The 20,339-nt window shown below is 61.8% G+C and carries 19 protein-coding genes; 10 read left to right on the forward strand and 9 right to left on the reverse strand.

What is annotated here, in order from left to right:
- The first annotated feature begins 187 nt into the window (after window positions 1–187).
- Window positions 188–826 (forward strand): hypothetical protein, encoded by a 639-nt coding sequence (locus NKI39_RS05910; RefSeq protein WP_352831041.1) that lies wholly within the window; start codon window positions 188–190, stop codon window positions 824–826.
- Window positions 827–979: 153 nt separating this feature from the next.
- Entirely contained in the window at window positions 980–1,219 is a 240-nt protein-coding gene (locus NKI39_RS05915) for a hypothetical protein (protein ID WP_352831043.1), read from the forward strand.
- Window positions 1,220–1,309: 90 nt separating this feature from the next.
- Here NKI39_RS05915 and NKI39_RS05920 read toward each other — a convergent pair whose 3' ends face one another.
- On the reverse strand, window positions 1,310–1,741 hold the full coding sequence (locus NKI39_RS05920; protein WP_352831045.1) for a TerB family tellurite resistance protein: 432 nt from the start codon (window positions 1,739–1,741) through the stop codon (window positions 1,310–1,312).
- A gap of 153 nt (window positions 1,742–1,894) precedes the next feature.
- On the opposite strand from NKI39_RS05920, the gene NKI39_RS05925 reads away from it, so the two are divergent.
- The 3 genes from NKI39_RS05925 (at window position 1,895) to NKI39_RS05935 (ending at window position 3,497) form a co-directional block, all read left to right on the forward strand.
- Window positions 1,895–2,065 (forward strand): hypothetical protein, encoded by a 171-nt coding sequence (locus tag NKI39_RS05925; protein ID WP_352451984.1) that lies wholly within the window; start codon window positions 1,895–1,897, stop codon window positions 2,063–2,065.
- Window positions 2,066–2,176: 111 nt separating this feature from the next.
- Window positions 2,177–3,004, forward strand: a complete 828-nt coding sequence (locus NKI39_RS05930) for a helix-turn-helix domain-containing protein (RefSeq protein WP_352490695.1) — start codon at window positions 2,177–2,179, stop codon at window positions 3,002–3,004.
- 73 nt (window positions 3,005–3,077) lie between these two features.
- Entirely contained in the window at window positions 3,078–3,497 is a 420-nt protein-coding gene (locus NKI39_RS05935; RefSeq protein ID WP_352613989.1) for a VOC family protein, read from the forward strand.
- 52 nt (window positions 3,498–3,549) lie between these two features.
- Here the strand turns inward: NKI39_RS05935 and NKI39_RS05940 are convergent, their stop codons facing one another.
- Both NKI39_RS05940 and NKI39_RS05945 read right to left on the reverse strand, forming a co-directional pair.
- Window positions 3,550–5,019, reverse strand: a complete 1,470-nt coding sequence (locus NKI39_RS05940) for a cobyric acid synthase (RefSeq protein WP_352613988.1) — start codon at window positions 5,017–5,019, stop codon at window positions 3,550–3,552.
- Window position 5,020: 1 nt separating this feature from the next.
- Window positions 5,021–5,635: a dimethylsulfonioproprionate lyase family protein gene (locus tag NKI39_RS05945; protein ID WP_352539675.1), complete on the reverse strand. Its 615-nt coding sequence runs from the start codon at window positions 5,633–5,635 to the stop codon at window positions 5,021–5,023.
- Window positions 5,636–5,787: 152 nt separating this feature from the next.
- On the opposite strand from NKI39_RS05945, the gene NKI39_RS05950 reads away from it, so the two are divergent.
- From NKI39_RS05950 to mmsB, 3 genes are all read left to right on the forward strand, one after another.
- Window positions 5,788–6,954 carry an isobutyryl-CoA dehydrogenase gene (locus tag NKI39_RS05950; protein WP_352613986.1) on the forward strand — a complete coding sequence of 389 codons (1,167 nt, stop codon included), beginning with the start codon at window positions 5,788–5,790 and terminating at the stop codon, window positions 6,952–6,954.
- 79 nt (window positions 6,955–7,033) lie between these two features.
- Window positions 7,034–7,402, forward strand: coding sequence for a four helix bundle protein (locus NKI39_RS05955; RefSeq protein ID WP_352613985.1), 369 nt, complete (start codon window positions 7,034–7,036; stop codon window positions 7,400–7,402).
- A gap of 43 nt (window positions 7,403–7,445) precedes the next feature.
- Window positions 7,446–8,330 carry a 3-hydroxyisobutyrate dehydrogenase gene (mmsB, locus tag NKI39_RS05960; RefSeq protein ID WP_352831047.1) on the forward strand — a complete coding sequence of 295 codons (885 nt, stop codon included), beginning with the start codon at window positions 7,446–7,448 and terminating at the stop codon, window positions 8,328–8,330.
- Window positions 8,331–8,736: 406 nt separating this feature from the next.
- Here mmsB and NKI39_RS05965 read toward each other — a convergent pair whose 3' ends face one another.
- The 6 genes from NKI39_RS05965 to NKI39_RS05990 all read right to left on the reverse strand — a co-directional run bounded on the left by NKI39_RS05965 (window position 8,737) and on the right by NKI39_RS05990 (window position 15,746).
- Window positions 8,737–9,561 (reverse strand): class I SAM-dependent methyltransferase, encoded by an 825-nt coding sequence (locus tag NKI39_RS05965; protein ID WP_352831049.1) that lies wholly within the window; start codon window positions 9,559–9,561, stop codon window positions 8,737–8,739.
- A 112-nt stretch (window positions 9,562–9,673) separates the two neighbouring features.
- Entirely contained in the window at window positions 9,674–9,973 is a 300-nt protein-coding gene (locus tag NKI39_RS05970) for a hypothetical protein (protein WP_352831051.1), read from the reverse strand.
- Between the two features lie 19 nt (window positions 9,974–9,992).
- Window positions 9,993–10,301 carry a DUF6422 family protein gene (locus tag NKI39_RS05975; protein WP_352831052.1) on the reverse strand — a complete coding sequence of 103 codons (309 nt, stop codon included), beginning with the start codon at window positions 10,299–10,301 and terminating at the stop codon, window positions 9,993–9,995.
- 485 nt (window positions 10,302–10,786) lie between these two features.
- Window positions 10,787–12,166: an aspartate aminotransferase family protein gene (locus NKI39_RS05980; protein ID WP_352539670.1), complete on the reverse strand. Its 1,380-nt coding sequence runs from the start codon at window positions 12,164–12,166 to the stop codon at window positions 10,787–10,789.
- 254 nt (window positions 12,167–12,420) lie between these two features.
- On the reverse strand, window positions 12,421–14,490 hold the full coding sequence (locus NKI39_RS05985) for a prolyl oligopeptidase family serine peptidase (RefSeq protein ID WP_352831053.1): 2,070 nt from the start codon (window positions 14,488–14,490) through the stop codon (window positions 12,421–12,423).
- A 95-nt stretch (window positions 14,491–14,585) separates the two neighbouring features.
- Window positions 14,586–15,746 (reverse strand): MFS transporter, encoded by a 1,161-nt coding sequence (locus NKI39_RS05990; RefSeq protein WP_352470304.1) that lies wholly within the window; start codon window positions 15,744–15,746, stop codon window positions 14,586–14,588.
- 209 nt (window positions 15,747–15,955) lie between these two features.
- Here NKI39_RS05990 and NKI39_RS05995 point away from each other — a divergent pair, with 209 nt between their 5' ends.
- Both NKI39_RS05995 and NKI39_RS06000 read left to right on the forward strand, forming a co-directional pair.
- Window positions 15,956–17,533, forward strand: coding sequence for a trimethylamine methyltransferase family protein (locus NKI39_RS05995; RefSeq protein ID WP_352470303.1), 1,578 nt, complete (start codon window positions 15,956–15,958; stop codon window positions 17,531–17,533).
- Window positions 17,534–17,665: 132 nt separating this feature from the next.
- Entirely contained in the window at window positions 17,666–20,251 is a 2,586-nt protein-coding gene (locus NKI39_RS06000) for a GcvT family protein (RefSeq protein WP_352831055.1), read from the forward strand.
- The last annotated feature ends 88 nt before the right edge of the window (window positions 20,252–20,339 follow it).

Raw genomic sequence — 20,339 nt, forward strand, 5'->3', positions numbered from 1 at the left:
AGTATCTGGGCGGACCATTCATCCGGGGAGGAGCCCCACGACTGGTGAAGGAGGGATGTCACTGGGTTGTTTGGTGGCAAACACTAAAGACTATAACTCGCTTATGAATGTAATCGGCCCGAACAAGGTGAGTAGTGCGAGTTTACAGGTAAATGATTTCCCAATTGGTCCGTGATGAGTTGACATCATGCATTTTAAAATAGCATTGCAAATTGCCGGATTTGTTGCAATTTGGTTTTTCGGAGGATCGACCCAGATGCAGGCCGGCGGTACTGTGCCATCAACTCCTGAGATACTGAACTGTTCCATTGGAATCTTTGCCGATAATTGGCCCTTCACTTGGCGAGGAGTTGAAGAGCAATGTATATCACGCGTAACCTCGCAAACTGCGAAGGAGTTTATAGACTGGGATACGAAAGCTGAAGAATTTAATGAGGATACTGGTGCACTTTACCTTTTTATATGGGCAAGATTGATTGATAAGAATCTTGCGACTCCATTGCAATTGGACGAGAGAACTAAAGATTTTGATCAAATAACTCGATCGCTTACGGACTCTTATGTTGGCATTTACGACGGTATTGAAAAGTTGCAGGAAGAATTGAAAATGTCTTTGGCCCAAACAGGGGGTGGGTATGCGAATTCGCTCTATGCGATAAGGCTTTTAGGTTTAGCCCCAATTGAGCACGCGCGGCCCACCATCTTGTTCCTGAAGAGTCTGGTTGATCTTGACACCAACACCATTAAGGTCACGGGACAATACGGGGAAGAGATTGTAGAAATGCAAGAGTTGTTGGATTATCGAGCCAGTGCACAAGGTCGTTAGTTGCCATTCACAGATCCTAATTATGACGCGGGTCATTACTTAGTGGCCGCTATTGTGCGGCAGGAATTGGAGAGAATTTCGCAATTTCGGTGCACTTTTATCGCGTTCGTCCGGCTATCATTGCACGTAGATTGACCACATGGCCCGCCTCGCATGCATAGCGGCGGCCGGCAATTACAATGTGGCCAGCTCACCACCTCCACCAACCCTGCCGCAACTCAAGGCAACAAGTATGACGGCTTTGGCAAGCTCGCCCGCCAGGACGTCACGCTGGGAACGCTGACCCACACCACGACCAGCGTGCGCGATGCCTCTGGCCAGACGCTGCGCACCCAGTATTTGCCGGTGCAGCTCGACTCGGCACGGCGGCCGCCCCGCTGCAATACACAGTGAACTCATGAGCGCCCAGAATGGCCTTGCCGAGAGCAGGAAGGGCTCTCACATTAATCTTGAATTACCATGACTCAGAAGTCAGCCGATGCCTCAGCCTTCCTGCTTCACCACATCGGCCGGGCTGATATCGAGCAGGTCGAGCGTGCGGCGCAACAGCTGCATTTCGCTCCCGGCGAGTTGCGAATCGGCCTTGGCGATTTCGGCCATGTGGCGGGCGAGCAGCTTGCGCCGTTCGACGTCGAGGTCGCGAAACTGCGCGATTGCCTGCGAGCTGTTGGTCTCGTAGCCGAAATCGTTGAGGTATTCGATGACACTGTCGACGCTGGTTTCGGGTATGCCGAAGGCGTCCCGGCAGATACGCCTGAAGGCGGTCATCTCGCTTTCGCTGACCGAACCGTCGGCCAGGATCATGCGGAACAGCATGAGCAGCTCCGCCGACAGCACAGGATCGTCCGCGACCTTGCGCACGCCGGGGTCGCCGTCGAAGATCGAGCGTATCTGGTCCAGCAATCCCATCGCCATCAGCCCCTTCCGATTCGTCGGGAAGGTAGCGCGGAATCGGCTTGGCGCAAACGGGGTGCGATGGTGGAAAAGCCGCCTGCGTGCACTCATTGGTGTGTGACCGCGCGACTGATAGTATGCCGTTGTACGAATCATGTTGAGGAGGGACCGAACATGAATCTCAGTGCGCCTACCCAGCTTATTTTCATTATATCCCTTGTTATCGCCATTATCGGCGTTCTCGCCGCGCTTGGCGTCCTTGCGTTCATCCCTTTGGCTGCTGTGTGGATTGTCGTCATCGCTTACATCGTGCTGGCCGCCGGCTGCCTGATGCGCGGCGCCTAAACACGTCCAGACAATTCAGAATCTCAGGCAACTCGGAGCGCCCGGCCAAAAGCGGGGCGCTTTTGATTCCGACGAATGGTCTGTTAAAGTCGCGTGGCGGAAGGAAAGCGCATGCCCGACAGCGAAGACGGCAGCCGCCACGAAAGCCCAGGCCTCGATCGGTTCGAGATGGTGCGGCGCGCGCCGAGCCATCGGCTTCAGGGCGTCGTCACCGACATGTGCGGCTTTCGCGAAACCATGCCAGGCCATTTCCGCGCCGTCGAATATGCCTCGCTGACCGTGCCGCTGGTCATCAGCTTTGCCGAACCCTTTGCCATTGGGCTCGGCCAGGACCCGGGCGACAATGACCGCTTCACCAGTTTTGCCTCCGGCCTTTATGCCGGGCCGGTAGTGATCGAATCCTGCGGCGGCACCTGCTGTGTGCAGATCAATTTCACCCCGCTCGGCGCTCGTCGCTTCTTCGGCCGGCCGATGAGCGAACTGACCGACCGCATGGTCGGCCTGGATGACGTGCTCGGCGTCGAAGGCATCGCGCTTCGCGAAAGGCTCGGCAATGCGCCGGATTGGAGCACACGCTTTGCCATCGCCGAAGCCTTCGTCGGTGATCGGTTGGCAACCGCGGACCGCACTCAGGCCGAAATGGTCTGGGTCTATGAGACGATCGTCTCGACGCGTGGGCGGATCCGCATCTCGACGCTGGCCGAAAAGCTTGGCTGGAGCCGCAAGCATCTTACCGGAAAATTTTCGGACGCTATCGGCACCGGCCCAAAAACGCTCTCGCGCATCGTCCGCTTCAATCATGCGCTTGGCCTGTCGAGACAGGCCAACAGCGCTTGGGCCGACATCGCCGCCGACTGCGGCTATGCCGACCAGGCGCATCTGGTACGCGAGTTTCGCGACCTGGCAGGCGTCGCGCCGACGGCGCTTGCCGCGAGGTAACATTTCTTCAAGACGCGCAACCGGCCGTCGCGCAGACTGGGTTGATCGACCAACCCGCTGAAGGAGATCAGCCATGCCGAACACCCCCGAACCACCGCTGCTTTATCCGGCGCTGCGCTACAGGAATGCCGGCAAGATGATCGACTGGCTGTGCGAGGCCTTCGGCTTCAGCGTTCGCGCCCGCTATGGCGAAGGCGACGTGGTGCACCACGCCGAACTCGCTTTCGGCTCTTCGATCGTCATGCTCGGCACGGCGCGCGACGACGCCTATGGCAAGATGGTCGGCGCGCCGGGTTCGGGTGGCGGCAAGTCGATCTACGTTGCGGTCGCTGACGCAGACGCGGCATACGCGCGAGCAAAGACCGCCGGCGCCGAGATTCTGGAAGAACTCACCGACCGCGACTATGGCAGCCGCGAATTCATCTGCCGCGATCCGGAAGGCAACGTCTGGTCGTTCGGCACCTACTGGCCGAAGGCTGACGAGAAAGCATGATCCCGAAAAGTGGAGACCGGTTTTCGGACAAGATCATGCTCAGGCAAAGTATCTAACGCGCCAGCCCAAAAATCGTGTCGCAGTCGAGGTGGGTTTCCAGTTCGGCTGCGATCTCGTCCAGTGCCCGTTCGACCTCGGCGCGGTAGTCGATGCCGCCGCCCTTGACGCCGAGGCTTTCGAGGAATTTCGCCCGGAAGGCGTCGGCGGAAAACAGCCCGTGCATATAGGTGCCCAGCACCTTGCCGTCGGCCGAGATAGCGCCGTCATCGATGCCGTTGATAACGGCGGACGGCCGCAGCGTGTCCGGACCGGTGGTGCGGCCGAGATGGATCTCGTAGCCCTCGAGCGGCAGATCGAATTGCACCGAGCGCGCGCTGACATTGCGCACCGTCTTTTCCGGCTCCATCACCGTTTCGACGTCGAGCAGGCCAAGCCCTTGCGTTTCTGTAACGCTGCCCTCGATGCCGTCGGGATCGCGCACGATATGACCAAGCATCTGGAAGCCGCCGCAAATGCCGACGATATGACCACCGCGTTTCCTATGCGCGGCAAGGTCGCGGTCCCAGCCGTTCTCGCGAAATTTCAGGAGATCGCCGATCGTCGACTTCGAGCCGGGAATGACCACCAGACCCGCATCTTCGGGCAAGCGCTCACCAGGCGGCACGAACACCACCTCAACCTGCGGTTCGGCCTTGAGCGGGTCGAGATCGTCGAAATTGGCGATGCGCGAGAGCACCGGCACGGCGATCTTCAGCGCTCGCTTCTCGCCGGACGCCAGTCGCTCGAGCACGACGGAATCTTCCGATGGCAGCCGCGCCGCCGCCTTCAGCCACGGCACGACGCCAAAACAGCGCCAGCCGGTGAATTTTTCGATCGCCTCGATGCCGTCTTCGAACAGCGAGACATCGCCGCGGAACTTGTTGATGAGGTAGCCGACGATCATGCGCCGGTCCTCCTCCGGCAGGATCAGATGGGTGCCGGCGACCGAGGCGATAACGCCGCCGCGATCGATATCGCCGACCAGGATCACCGGCACGCCGGCGCGCGTCGCAAAGCCCATATTGGCAATGTCGCGGCTCCTGAGATTGATCTCGGCCGGCGACCCGGCGCCCTCGACAATGACCAGATCGGCGCCCTCGCCGACCTTTGCCCAGGAGTCCAGCACCGCATCCATCAGCCGGCCCTTCAGCGCCTGGTAGTCGCGCGCCCGCGCCTCGCCGAACACCTTGCCCTGCACGACGACTTGAGCGCCGACATCGGTCTGCGGCTTGAGCAGCACCGGGTTCATGTGGACGGTCGGCGCTGCGCCGCAGGCGATCGCCTGCAGCCATTGGGCGCGGCCGATCTCGCCGCCGCCTGAATCGCCTGGAATATCGGCGACAGCGGCGTTGTTCGACATGTTCTGCGGCTTGAACGGCCGCACTTTCAAGCCGCGCTTCTTCGCCGCGCGGCACAGACCGGCGACGAGCACCGTCTTGCCGACATCCGAACCCGTGCCCTGCAGCATGATCGCCTTGGCCATATCAGTCCCTGCCCTGCGCAACGGTTGCGGTGATCGTCGACTTGGCCGCCAGTGGCCCGCCACGCCAGAGATAGAGCGCCAGCAGCGGCTCCTTGCCGGTGCGCATGGCGTGGTTGATGTCAGAGGCATGGTGGATCACTTCGCCCGCCGCTCGAAGGCGAAAACCGCCGTCGCCCATGCGCCATTCGGTGCCGCCGGTCAGCGGGATGTAGATCTCCTCCGCGACATGGTGGTGATCGGGGTAGACAATGTCGGGCCCAAGGATCAGCAGGCCGCCCGCGACCTCGTCATTGACGAAATGGCCGCGTGTGCCGAACACCTCCAGCCAGCCGTAATTGTCGATGAAAACCGTGCCGAAATCCGCCTCGCCATAGGTCTGGCCCCAGTGCAGATCGCCGCGACGCTCCGCAACCAGCCGCGCCAGCGACTTGGCCGCAGCGGGAGCGAGTTCGACGATCCGGCCGAGTTGGACGAGACAAGGCAGTGCATGCGGTTCGAGCGGCCGGCCCGGCATGTCCCAGTCGATTCGGGCCATGGCGTCGCGCACCAGCGCATCATCGAACGTCTGGAGATAGGCATGGAAGCATCCAAGCAGTTCGTCGAAAGTTGTCGTCACACTTTGCTCCAAAGCGCATTCGCACACAGCCGCTGCCCAGATGGTTGGATGGAGACGATCGGGTTGCGCGGCGGCATCATTGGTCTAGATTGGACGGCGCGCAAAGCCAAAAACGATCAGGCCAGCAGGCCGGAAACATCAGGGAGCACGTCATGGACGCCGCTGTCGATGCGAGCACCAGCCAGTTCGAACTCAACGAGGACCAGCGCGCCATCCAGGAGATGGCGCAAGCCTTCGCCGCCGACCGTGTGGCGCCGAACGCACTCGACTGGGATCGCAACAAGTATTTCCCCGCCGATGTGATCCGCGAGACAGGTCCGCTCGGCCTTGGCGGCATCTATGTCCGCGACGACGTCGGCGGCTCGGGGCTCGGCCGGCTCGACGCCGTGCTGATCTTCGAGGCGCTTTCGCGGGCCGATCCGGCGTTTTCCGCCTTCATCTCGATCCACAACATGGCGGCATCGATGATCGACCGCTTCGGCAGCGACGAGCAGCGCCGGCGTTTCCTGCCGAAGCTGACCTCGATGGAATGGCTGGCAAGCTACTGCCTGACCGAGCCCGGCTCGGGCTCCGATGCCGCGGCGCTGAAGACGCGTGCGGTCAAAAGCGGCGGCGACTATGTGCTGAACGGCGCCAAGCAGTTTATCTCCGGTGCCGGCGACAGCGACCTCTATGTCGTCATGGCGCGCACCGGCGCCGACGGGCCGAAAGGCATTTCCACCTTCGTCGTGCCGAACGATGCGCCCGGCCTTTCCTTCGGCGCCAACGAGCACAAGATGGGCTGGCACATGCAGTCGACGCGCCAGGTCGTCTTCGAGGACTGCAAGGTGCCGGCCGAAAACCTGCTGTCGGTCGAGGGCGCCGGCTTCGGCATCGCCATGGCCGGGTTGGACGGCGGCCGGTTGAACATCGCCGCCTGCTCGCTCGGCGGCGCGCAATCGGCACTCGACAAGGCGCTCGCCTACACCGCCGAGCGCAAGGCTTTCGGCTCGAGGATCAACCAGTTCCAGGCGCTGCAGTTCAAGCTTGCCGACATGGAGACCGAACTGCAGGCAGCGCGCGTCTTCCTCTATACCGCCGCCTCGAAGCTCGACCGCAACGCGCCGGAGGCCTCGAAATGGTCGGCGATGGCCAAGCGCTTCGTTACCGACGCCGGCTTCAATGTCGCCAACGACGCCCTGCAGCTGCACGGCGGCTATGGTTATCTGCACGATTACGGCATCGAGAAGCTGGTGCGCGACCTGCGTGTCCACCAGATACTCGAAGGCACCAACGAGATCATGCGCGTCATCATCGCTCGCGCGCTGATCGGACGGTAAGGCAGTAGGCAGTAGGCAGTAGGCAGTAGGCAGTAGGCAGTAGGCAGTAGGCAGTAGGCAGTAGGCAGTAGGCAGAAAGATGACCGGCAAGATCAATTCGTACAAGGATCTTATCGTATGGCAGCAGGCGATGGATCTGGCCGTCACCACCTACTCCCTGACCAAGGCATGGCCAAAAGAGGAATTGTATGGGTTGACCAGCCAAATCCGCCGCTCAGCAACCTCTATTCCTGCAAACATCGCGGAAGGTTACGGCCGAGACAACAGAGGCTCCTATCAGCAATTTCTCAGGATTGCCCAGGGATCGCTGAAGGAGTTCGAGACACACCTCCAGATCGCCGAACGCATTGGCCTTGCTACGTATGATCAAGCTTATCACGTGCTTTTAGCGACCGAGGGCATCGGGAAAATGCTTCGCCAACTTATTAGCAAACTTGCGCCCGAATAGGTCGCTTACTGCCTACTGCCTACCCAAACCACGGAGCGCCATTATGACCACCATCGCCTTCATCGGCCTCGGCAATATGGGCAATCCGATGGCCTCCAACCTGGTCAAGGCCGGGTACGCCGTGCACGGCTTCGACCTGGTGCCGGAGAATCTCGTCATCGCCAGGGAACACGGCGTCGTCATCATGGCCAACGCCGTTGCGGCGGTGAAAGACGCCGATGCGGTCATCACCATGCTGCCAGCCGGTAAGCATGTTCTGTCGGTTTACGCAGACATAGTATCCAGGGCAAAAAAAGGCGCGCTGTTCATCGATTCCTCTACCATCGATGTCGAGTCGGCTCGAAAGGCCCATGCCATCGCCGCCAAGCACGGGTTGCTGTCGATCGACGCGCCGGTCTCCGGCGGCACGGGCGGTGCGGCGGCCGGCACGCTGACCTTCATGGCCGGCGGTTCGAAGGATGCCTTCGCCAAGGCCGAACCAATGCTCAAGCCGATGGCAGGCCGCATCGTTCATTGCGGCGACGACGGCGCCGGACAGGCGGCGAAGATCTGCAACAACATGATTTTGGGCATTTCGATGATCGGCGTTGCCGAGGCCTTCGTGCTGGCAGAAAAGCTCGGCCTGTCGCACCAGGCGCTGTTCGACGTCGCCTCGACCTCGTCCGGCCAGTGCTGGTCGCTGACCACCTATTGCCCGGTGCCCGGCCCGGTGCCGACATCGCCCGCCAACAATGGCTATAAGCCTGGCTTCGCGGCGGCACTGATGCTGAAGGACCTGAAACTGTCGCAGGAGGCCGCACAGAGCGTCGGTGCAGCAACGCCGCTCGGCGCCGAGGCAGCCCAGCTTTATGCGCTGTTCAACGCACAAGGGAATGCCGGCGCGGATTTTTCCGGCATCATTAATTTCCTCCGTGGTGACCCGGCGTAAGCTCCAGGTTCACAGGTTTTCGATCTGCCCAATGCGGAAAGCCGGCAAATTTAGGTTTGCTTAAGCTCTTGCTAACCCTGCAGTAACGATATGCGTTTAAAACGGATTGCGAGGCGGACATCCGCCCGGCGCTCCGGATCAGGTCTCGCGTACCGGAGCCCGTAAGTTTCGCCGTAAGTTTCGCAAGTGTATTGTTGGCGAAGCGCCATGCGTATCTGGCAAAGCCGCGTTCCGATGGAGCGCGGTTTTTGCGTTTCGCATTCTTCAAGGACAATGAGGCGATCGCCCTGGCGTGTCTCCAGATGATCGTCGGCGTCGTGGCTGCTGTCCTGAGCTACGTCGACCCACAGGTGGTCGCGCCCCAATCCCCCAGCGCGTCGGTGCCATGGCTCATCGGTCAGCTACGCTACTTGCGTGCGAGCACGACGTGGGCCTCTTGGGGGAACATCAGCTCCCCTTCAGTTGAATAGATTGCCAGCGAAAAATCTAGATCACCGGTGATCGCTGCGATGACTGCTTCCCGATGCCCGGCATCAATTCTGCTGACCAGCCCGGCCTGCGGAGTCGCTGCCAGCTGTAGTCGCACATATTCCCTAGACGAGGGAAATCGGATGTTTTGTGTCGTCGTGTGGATGGTCACCTGACGAAATCCCGCCTCGGCCACCAATCGGTAAAGCTCGTCCGCATCGGCGAGTGAATGCTCAGACCTTTTCGTTGCCGAAGCGCCTGGACCGAGGTGTCGATCCAAGGCATCCGCCAGCGCGTTCGCCGCAGGAGTGTGCTCAATAGCGCTGAAAACGTTTAAAGCCAGTCGGCCGTCAGGCACCAGAACCCGGAACATCTCACGGAGCGCACTAGATCGATCCGGAAAAAACTGCAGTCCGAGCTGGCAAAGAACCAGATCGAAGGCGGAGTCAGGGAACGGCATTTCGAGCGCGCTTCCCTCGTGCCAGTCGATACGCGCTCCAGCGCCTCTCGGGAGCGACCGAGCAACGGCGAGCATGCCCGTATTGATGTCGAGGCCGACGACCTGCCCACTTCCCATACGCTCGGCCGCCGAGCGTGCCACCACGCCGGTGCCGCAAGCTACGTCCAAAATCCGCTCACCAGATTGAGGCGCAGCACGATCCATCAGGTCCGCAGCCCACAGGGCTGTGATTGCCGGGACCAGGTAGCGCTCGTAGAGGTCCGCGGCGCTGCCTTCCAGCTGCCACTGCTCCTGCTGGGCCATAGTGTCCCTCCCGCACAACGATCTCGGGCAACGGGCCCGATCGGCGCTTCCGCAGCCATCATAAAGCGCGTGTCTGTCGACTAGCAACCGGGCAATGGAAACCGGCAGGGTGCTATTCTTCGCGTTCCGTATCACAACGGTCTTTGCACCATCCGCCCCAAGTAGAATCAAACTCGCATTCTACTGTGCACTCCACGCGCGGCATCTCGCCAATATTTACGAGGCCGACATCCACGAGTTTGTAGCGAGCGATCGCCTTTGGATATTTCCTGAAAACACCCTCAATTTCCGCCACGAAGTCCTTGTGCTCTTCTGGAGCCGGCCTTTTGAAAGGTGTTTTGGCGTCCTGCGCAAGAGATACAGTGATGACCGATTGCATAACCAAGGCTAGGATCAAAGAAATGGTGCGCATCAACTGTCTCCAATACGCCTTACGTGGAGAGATGTTTTGATGGTGGATGGCCGCAACTCCGGAACGGGGGGAAGGCCGTATCGAGGGTAGTCTGCGTCAAACATGGCCCACCATCGCCCGTGTAATCGTTGCACGGGCAGTTGCCGTGCGCCTCTATGTGCGCGTTGCAAGGGTTCCCGAACCCAAACCCATCATCAGGTAAAGTTACTCCCGCCCGCGCCAGTAGGGCCGCGGCTTCTTTCCGCGCGCTGATGATCAAGAACGCGGCCTTTTCCAGGGCTTCCGATTGTTCGCGCGTGAGACCCTCCCGAGACAGATATTTAAACATGTGTCACTCCCTCAGATTTGGATTCGCCAAATGCCTCAATTGGGAAAGCAAGCATGCTTCAATTTGCACACCGCTCGACTTGTTCGCTCTTCAACGTGGCGCTATTCGTTGCGACGTGGCGCTAAGGACAGCTAGTCGCCCATTTTGGTCTCCTTGAACGAATGATCCCTTGCTGAAGTTGATCAGGCGAAGTTGACAGGACCGGACTTACGGATGGCTTACGGAAGTCACGCTGATCGGCGGCAGGTGACAAGACGGGCGCCGTTCGCACGCTTGCCGCGCTCGGCATGGACGAGTTTTGCCAGCCGGGGAGTGAGGTAGGCTTGGCGCGCCAAAGCTGAATAGTCGGCAGTGCCTGGATGGGGCGCGTTTCCACCCGCAGCCGAATTCGAACTGACTTTGTCCACGTCCTCGATCATCTGCTCGGCGATCGACGCAGCGATCGCCGAGCGTCCGACTGCAGGACGCCCGGCGATAGTTCTACCTTACCCCTTGCGCAAATCCGCTTGCGCCAGATCGAGCGCCGTGGCGATGCGGTCGCAGGCCATGTCGATCGTCTCGCGCGTCCAGATCAGCGGCGGCGACAGGATCATCGTGTCGCCGGTAGCGCGCAGCATCATGCCCTGGACAATCGCGTGGTCGCGAACCATCACCGCCGCGCTGCCGGCAGGCAGGAAGCGCTCCTTGGTCACCTTGTCCTTGACGATCTCGATCGCCCCCATCAGCCCGAACGAGCGCACCTCGCCGACCAGATCGTGCCCACCGAGACGTTCCTGCAGCGCCCTGGCGAAGTAAGGCCCGGTGTCGTTCCTCACGCGCTCGACCAGGCCTTCGCGCTCGATGATCTCGAGGTTCTTCAGCGCCACCGCGCAGGCCACCGGATGCCCGGCATAGGTGTAGCCGTGATAGAATTCGCCGCCCTTCTCGACCAGCGTCGCCGCGATGCGGTCGCCGACCAGCAGCGCCGACAGCGGCTGATAGCCAGAGGTCAGCGCCTTGGCCGTGGTGATGGTGTCGGGCTCGACATCGAAGGCTTGTGCGGCGAACCACTCGCCAGTGCGGCCATATCCGGTGATGACCTCGTCCAGCATCAGCAGGACATCGTATTTGCGGCAGATGCGCTGCACCTCCGGCCAATAGCTCATCGGCGGGATCTTCACCCCGCCTGCCCCCATCACCGGCTCGCCGATGAAGGCGGCCACCTTGTCGGCGCCGGCTTCGAGGATGGCGTCCTCGACCGCTTTTGCCGCGCGCAGGCCGAAATCATGGTCGCTTTCGCCGGGCAGTGCGAGCTCATAGGCATAGGGCATCATCACATGGACGATGTTGGGCACGGCGCCTCCGAGCTGCTTGTGCATCAAATCCATGCCGCCGAGCGAGGCGCCGGCGATGGTCGAGCCGTGATAGCCCATCTTGCGTGAGATGATGCGGTTCTTCTCGGGCCTGCCTTCCAGCACCCAATAGTGACGGACCAGGCGCAGCGCCGTGTCGTTGGCCTCCGAACCGGACGAGCCGTAGAACACCTGGTTGATGTGCCTTGGCGCGATCTCCGCCAGCTTTCTCGACAGCAGAACCGGCGTCGGCGTCGAGCATTTGAAGAAAGAGTTGTAGTAGGGCAACTCCTTCATCTGGGCGTAGGCGGCGTCGGCAAGCTCGTCGCGGCCATAGCCGACATTGACGCACCACAGCCCAGCCATGCCGTCGAGGATTTCCGTCCCTTCGGCATCATAGATGAACGGCCCGTTGGCGTGGGTGATGATGCGCGAGCCGGTCTCGCGCATCTCTTTGTGGTCGGTGAACGGATGAAGGTGATGCGCGGCATCGATCTGCTGAAGCTGCTTCAGCGAATAATTCTGGTAGGTCATGTCTGGTCTTTCCTCTTGAACCAATCCGGCAGCTTTCGCGCCGGGGCGGATTCGTCAGAGGACAGCGGGCGGCGAATAGCCGATGCGAGCGCAGAGCCGCAACAGCTCGGCGCGTAGCGTGCGCGACGACGGCGTCACCGCCACCCCAAATGCGCAACCCGATTTCGCCAGCCGAGCCATGCATGTACCTTAGGCTGCCTCGAGCCCTCAGTTCAAGCCGTGCCGGTCAAGCGACGCCGGTCAATTGGTGCCAGTCAATTGGTGCCAGTCAGGGCCCGCTGCAGGAAGACGTACTTCATCGCCGCCTGTGCGGCCTGCGGCCGCCGGTCGCCGCGTCCACCATGGCCGCCTTCGGTCTCCTCGAAGAACAGCGTCTTGCCGTGGCCGGCCGCCTGCAGCCGTGCCGCCATCTTGCGGGCATGGCCGGGATGGACGCGATCGTCGGCGGTCGAGGTCGTCAGCAACACCGGCGGATAGGCTGCATCCGTGTCTACATGCTGGTAGGGCGAATAGGCGGCGAGCCAGGCTGCCTCTTCCGACTTCGCCGGATCGCCATACTCGGCCATCCATGACGCGCCGGGCGGCAGCTCGGTGTAACGCAGCATGTCGAGCAACGGCACGTCGATGATCACTGCACCGAACAATTCCGGGTGCTGGGTCAGCGAGACGCCGGTCAGCAAGCCACCATTCGATCCGCCCTGGATGCCCAGTGTGGCGGGCGTAGCGATGCCGCGTTTGATCAGATCTTGCGCGACGGCAGCGAAATCGTCGAAGGCATTCTGGCGATTGGCCTTGAGCGCTGCCTGGTGCCAGTTCGGGCCGAACTCGCCGCCGCCGCGGATGTTGGCCTGCACATAGGCATTGCCCTTCTCCAGCCACAGCCTGCCGCGCACGCCGGCATAGCCGGGCAGCAGCGGCACTTCGAAGCCGCCATAGCCGTAAAGCAATGTCGGCACGGGTCCATGCAAGTCGCGCTTCCTGACGACGAAGTACGGGATCATCGTGCCATCCTTCGAGCGTGCCTCGAACTGTTCGGAGAGCAGGGACGACGCGTCGAAACGCGCCGGCTGCGACTTCACCGTTGCCAGCCCCGCAGCGTTGTCGTCCGACCAGATGATCGAGCTCGGCGTCAGGAAATCGGTGAAGGAGAAGGAGACGCTGGAACCGAAATGCTCGGCATGGCTGATGCCGACATTGCCGTTTTCGGGCAACGCCACGGGCTTGAACTCCCAGTCGCTGTCGCTGCGCTTGCCGGCGACGACCTTGCCGCGCACATTGTCCATCAAATTGATGAACAGCCGGTCCTGCGTGCGGGCAATACCGGCGATCGAGACACGGTGCGCCGGCTCGAGCACGGTATCGAGGGATCTGAATAGCCCGGTTTCGATCCAGCGCTCGAAATCGAGTGAATAGAGTCCGTCGGGCTTACACAGAGTGCCGCCCGGCGCAGTCCACGGGGTACGCACGCCGAAGACGAGCTGGCCCTTGAACAGCGCTGTATCGGTGACGTCGTCCGGCAACGGGATGCGCCTGTTCTCGCCGGAAGGCAGCCGCAGGAAACTGTGCGAGGCGAAGAAGTCGATGGTTCGGGCGAGGAAGACATGACGCTTGTCGCCGTCGAATTCGACGGACCCGCCGGCGGCAAGATCCTGCTTCAGCGCCTCGAAGATCGGCATCGCCGCTTCCAGTGGCGTGCCGCGCCGCCAAAGCTTGACCACGCGCGGATAACCGGACTGGGTCTTGTCGTCCTCCTCGAAGGCGGCGGAAACGATAACCGTGTCCTCGTCCAGCCAGCTAAAGCTCGATTTCGAGGCGGGAGCGCGAAAGCCGCCATCGACGAACGATCTGCTTTCGATATCGAATTCGCGCATCTCGCTGGCATCGCCGCCATCCGGCGACAGGTTGAGCAGGCAGCGGCTGAAGTCGGGGTAGAGCCGGCTGGCGCCGCTGAACACCCATTTCACCCCCTCTTTCGCCGCCAGACTGTCGAAGTCGATGATCGTCTGCCATTCCGGCTTGTCGGTCTTGTAGGAGGCGACGGTGGTGCGCCGCCAGAGGCCGAGTACGTTCGTCCGGTCCTGCCAGAAATTATAGACGTAGCCGTTGATAGCGGCCCCGACGGCGATGTTATCCTCGGCTGTCATCAGGTCGAGCGCCGTCTCGAACGACATCTGATAGGACGGATCACCCTGCAGCTCCCCGACCGTAACTGCATTTTGGTGATGCACCCAGTCGAGCGCCTGCTTGCCCCTCCTGTCCTCAAGCCAGAGAAACGGGTCTTCGGCCGCCGAACCCGGCTGGCCCTTGGTATTCGATTTGCTCATGAGGTCTCCGGTTGAGTCGGGTGGCGACATAGCCAAGATCGACATGGGGCCGCTTACATTCAAGTCATTCGTCAGAAACGGCGGCTTTCTGGCATTCACACCATCCGTCTTCGAATGACCGTTACAACTGCCAGCGCCAGGCAAATGGCACCGAGCGTCATTGGCAGGCCGCCGGCGCCAACAACATCCATGGCGCTGCCCGCCAGCGGCGGCACGGCGATGCCGCCGACGCCCCACATCAGCGAGAAGGCGGCGTTGCCGGCGACCAGTGCCGAGCCGGTGAACCGCTCGCCGAGTTCAATGATCGACATCGTGTAAATGCCGTAGGAAACCGCGCCCCAGATGAAGACGCACGGCCAGATCAGCGGCGTCTCGATGAGAACCGGCAACAGAACGCATCCGAGCACCGTCATCGAAACACAGATGAACCGCACCAGCCGCGCTGTCAGTCGTTCCGCCAGCAGGCCGAGCGGCACCTGCATAGCGATGTTGCCGGCGATCATCACCGACAGCAGCGCCGACATGCGCGCTTCCGCAATGCCATAATGTGTTCCGTAGACCGGCAGCAAGGCGAGCACCGCCTGTTCGAAACCGGCGGCCACGACGACGGCCGATAACAACAGCCAAGCCTGCGGCACGAACCCCAGGACCGAAACCCGGTGCCCGCTCTCGTCGACCTTGGGCAGCCGTGCCAGCACCGAGGCGAGGCAGGCGCCGCAAAACAGGAATGCGGCAATGCCGACGACGAACGGTGGCCACCCCTCGGTGCCGACGGCAAGCAGGCACAGCGGCCCCGCCGCAAAGCCCGCCGAAATGATGGTCGAATAGATGCCCATGACGCGGCCGCGGCGTGTCGGCGGCGCCAGTGCGATCACCCAGACTTCGCTCAGCACGTAGAGCGGGTTGGTGACGGCGCCGATCAAAAAGCGCAGAGGAAACCACAGATAGACATTTTGCGTCCAGCCGATCAGCGCCAGCACCAGCGCGGAAAGTGCCGCGCAAGTAAGCGCGGTGCGCCCTGCCCCGAAACGCCCCGCCAGCGCCGGAACCAGCGGCGACGAGACGATGAAGCCGATCGGCGTCATTGCCGCCGACAGGCCGATCATGGCCGGCGAGACGCCCTGGCGCTGCAGGATGAAGCTCAACAGCGGATAGCTCAGCCCTTGCGCGATGGCGAACACCGAGACGGTGGCGATCACGCCGGTGATCGCCGCCCATTGCACTGTCTCGCCGCTGTCCTGTTCCGCCCGGTCCATGATGCAGGACTAGCGTTTCGCTTTCATCGCGGTAAGCACCGGCAACGAAAACCGCTTGCGCCAGCCGGAAGAGAATAAGAGCCTGACGATCCCTCCGGCTGCCCTTTAGGCATGTCGCTTCCCTCGTCCTAGTGGTCGCCGCCTCCGCAATGGCTGGCCGGCCGGCAGTCCATTATGCCGCCGCATTGCCGCAGCGTACGAGGACTATCATGACCGCCGCCATTCAGCCCGCCGAACCTGCATTGGCAAACGACCGCGCCCGTCGCGGCGGCCGCGCGGGAAAGCGTGCCGGCGGATCGGCGGCGTTCGAGCAGCCGCCGTTTCGGCAGTTGAAGAACCCGCTGGCGCCGACCCGGCTGGTTTCCGACGACGAGCTGGAATCTATCCACCTCGCCTCTCTGCGCGTGCTGCGGGAAATCGGCGTCGACGTGCTGCATGACGAAGCCCGGCGCATCATGAAGGCGCATGGCGCCGATGTACGCGAAGGCGGCGAGCGGGTGCGCTTCGACAGTGACATGATCCTGGAACTGGTTGCGCACTGCCCGCCGGAATTCACCATCCACGCCCGCAACCCGGCGCACAACGTGCGCTTCGGCGGCGATAATCTGATCATCTCGATGATGGCGTCGGCGCCCAATTGCTCCGACGTCGACCGCGGCCGCCGGCCGGGCAACCAGCAGGACTACCGCAACTTCCTCAAGCTTGCGCAGATGCACAACATATTGAACTGCACGGGCGGCTATCCGGTCGAGCCGATCGACATCCATCCGTCCGTCCGCCACCTTGAATGCATACGTGACCTCGCCACGCTGACCGACAAGATGTTCCACATCTATTCGCTCGGCAAGGAGCGCAACGTCGACGGCATCGAGATCACCAGGATCGCACGTGGCATCAGCCATGAGCAGTTGCTTGCGGAGCCGTCGGTATTCACCATCATCAACACCAATTCGCCGCTCAAGCTCGACGTGCCGATGATGGAAGGCATCATCCAGATGTCGAGCAAGGGCCAGGTGGTCATCGTGACGCCGTTCACCCTGTCCGGCGCTATGGCGCCGGTGACGATTGCCGGCGCGCTGGTGCAACAGAATGCCGAGGCGCTGTCCGGCATCGCCTTCGCGCAGATGGTGCGCAAGGGCGCGCCTGTCGGCTACGGCGGCTTCACCTCGAATGTGGACATGAAGTCCGGCGCGCCGGCCTTCGGCACGCCGGAATATATGAAGGCGCAGCTGGTCGGCGGGCAGCTCGCCCGCCGCTACAACATCCCCTACCGCACCTCCAACACCTGCGCAGCCAACACGGTCGACGCGCAGGCCGCCTATGAAAGTGTGTTCTCGCTGTGGGGCGCCATCCAGGGCGGCGGCAACCTGATGATGCATGCCGCCGGCTGGCTCGAAGGCGGCCTGCGCTGCTCCTATGAGAAGACCATCCTGGATATAGACCTGTTGCAGATGGTCGCAGAGTTCCTGACGCCGCTCGATCTTTCCGAGGAAGCACTCGGTTTCGACGCCATACAGTCCGTCGGCCCCGGCGGCCATTTCTTCGGCACCCAGCACACGCAGGACCGCTACAAGACCGCGTTCTATGCGCCTATTATCTCGGACTGGCGCAATTTCGAGAGTTGGGCGGAGGCCGGATCGCCGACGGCGCTCGAAAAGGCCAATCGCGTCTGGAAGGAACGGCTGGCCTCCTATGAAGAGCCTTACATGGATCCGGCAATCCGGGAGGAGCTCAACGCCTTCGTCGACAAGCGCCGGGCCGAAGGCGGCGCGCCGACCGATTTTTGATCATCTGATGAGTAGTCGACCCCCACTCCGTCTTGATGGCAGGCTGGCCCGAAACATCGCTGTATCCCATCTCCGCTTTGTTTTCGCGCCCCGCTCACTCGATTCAATCTCTTCAAAAACGGATCTATCTTCATGAAATCTCATGCAAAAGCGGTTGTCATCGGCGGCGGCGTCGTTGGCTGCTCGGTGCTCTATCATCTGGCCAAATCTGGCTGGACCGACATCATGCTGATCGAGCGTTCGGAGCTCACTTCCGGCTCGTCCTGGCATGCGGCGGGCGGCTTCCATACGCTGAACGGCGATCCCAACGTCGCCAAGCTGCAGGCCTATACGGTGCAGCTTTACAAGGAGATCGAGGAGATTTCCGGCCAATCCTGCTCGCTGCACCTGACCGGCGGCGTGATGATGGCCGACACGCCCGAGCGCATGGACTTCTTGCGGCTCGCCCACGCCAAGGGCCGCTATCTCGGCATGGACACCGAACTGATCACGCCGTCCGAAGCCAAGGCAATGTTCCCGCTGATGGACGAGACGAATTTCGTCGGCGCCATGTGGGATCCAGTCGAGGGCCATCTCGACCCTTCCGGCACCACCCATGCCTATGCCAAGGCCGCCAGGAAGCTAGGCGCCGAGATCGTACTGCGCAACCGCGTCGTGGAACTGACGCAGGAGGTCGACGGCACCTGGAACGTCGTCACTGAGCAAGGCACAGTCAAAGCCGAGCATGTGGTCAACTGCGGCGGCCTGTGGGCGCGCGAGATCGGTCGCATGGTCGGCGTCGAACTGCCAGTGCTGGCCATGGAGCATATGTATCTCCTGACCGAGCCGATGCCGGAGGTCGAGGAATTCAACAAGTCGACCGGCCGCGAGATGATTGGCGTGCTCGATTTCAAGGGCGAGATCTATACCCGCCAGGAGCGCAACGGCATCCTGCTCGGCACCTATGAAAAGGCCTGCAAGCCGTGGTCGCCGGTCAGCACGCCCTGGGATTTCGGCCACGAGCTGCTGCAGCCAGACATCGACCGCATCGCGCCGTCGCTCGAGATCGGCTTCAAGCATTTCCCCGGCATCGAAAAGGCCGGCATCAAGCAGATCATCAACGGCCCCTTCACCTTCGCGCTGGACGGCAACCCGCTGGTCGGCCCGGTGCAGGGCCTGACCAATTTCTGGTGCGCCTGCGCCGTCATGGCCGGCTTCAGCCAGGGCGGCGGCGTCGGCCTGGCGCTGTCGAACTGGATGGTCCATGGCGACCCCGGCTTCGACGTCTGGGGCATGGACGTTGCGCGCTTCGGCGAATGGGCAACGCTGCGCTATACCAACGCAAAGGTCCGCGAAAATTATTCGCGCCGTTTCTCCATCCGCTTTCCCAACGAGGAATTACCGGCGGCAAGACCAGCGCAGACGACCCCGCTTTACGACACCATGATCGCCAACAACGCCGTCATGGGCGACAGCTGGGGTCTCGAAACCCCGCTCTGGTTCGCGCCGAGAGGCTCGGAGCCGAAGGACGTTGTGTCCTTCCACCGCTCCAATGATTTCGGCCCGATCGGCGAGGAAGTGCGCGCCACCCGCGAGAAGGTCGGCGTCACCGAGATCGCCAACTTCGCCAAATACGAAGTCTCCGGACCAGGGGCCGAGGACTTCCTCAACCGTCTGATGACCAATCGCATGCCGAAGACCGGCCGCATCGTGCTGACGCCCATGCTGAACGAGTTCGGCCGGCTGATCGGGGACTTCACCATCGCCAAGGCGAGCCCAAGGGGTGGGGAAGAACGCTTCATGATATGGGGTTCTTCGGCAGCGCAAAAATACCACATGCGCTGGTTCGAGAAGCATCTGCCGAAGGACGGAAGCATCCGCATCCACCGCTTCGACCAGACGCTGGTCGGTCTCTCCATCGCCGGGCCGAAATCCCGCGACCTGCTGCAGAAACTGGTCGATGTCGACATCTCGACCACGGCCTTCCGCTTTATGGATTTCCGCGAAATGGCGGTCGGCGGCGCGCCCTGCATGGTCAATCGCATCACCTACACCGGCGACCTCGGCTACGAGATATGGATGGCGCCTGCCTACCAGCGCTTGGTCTACAAGGCGATCAAGGAGGCTGGCGAAGAGTTTGGGCTTGTCGATTTCGGCATGCGGGCTTTGCTCTCTATGCGCCTTGAAAAGAACTTCTCGACCTGGTTCCGCGAGCTACGTCCGATCTACGGACCGTTCGAAGGCTCGATGGACCGCTTCATCAAGCTGGAGAAGAACGACTTCATCGGCCGGGAAGCAGCGGCCAAGGAACAGGCAGAAGGGCCGAAACTGCGCCGTGTCTCCTTCATCGTCGATGCCGCGGATGCAGACGTCATGGGCGACGAGCCGATCTGGGCCAAGGTCGGCGGCAAGGATTACGGCACCGTGGAAAAGCCGCATGGCTATGGCGCGCCGCGCTTCGACGCGGGCGGCAAGGAAGTGCGCGGCTCGAACGCCGCCGAAGGCGCGTCTGCCGTGCGCGGCATTGTCGACGGCGACTGGCGCGTGGTCGGCTGGGTCACCTCCGGCGGCTATGCGCATTATGTCGAGAAGTCGATGGCGCAGGGATATGTACCGGCGGCGCTTGCCGAGAACGAGAGCGCCGGCCTGTTCGAGATCGAAATCCTCGGGCACCGGCGTCCCGCACGCGTCAATGTCGAACCGCCTTTCGACCCGAGCGGCGAAAAGATGAGGACGTAGGCGCAGCCAGCCGGTCGCATTGTGCGGAGCATACTCTTCATGCTAGCGCAGCCGGCAACACTCTGCTGGCAAGGGCGATGAGATTTCA

The sequence above is a fragment of the Mesorhizobium sp. M0664 genome (genome assembly GCF_040320565.1).
In the GTDB taxonomy this organism is placed as follows: domain Bacteria; phylum Pseudomonadota; class Alphaproteobacteria; order Rhizobiales; family Rhizobiaceae; genus Mesorhizobium.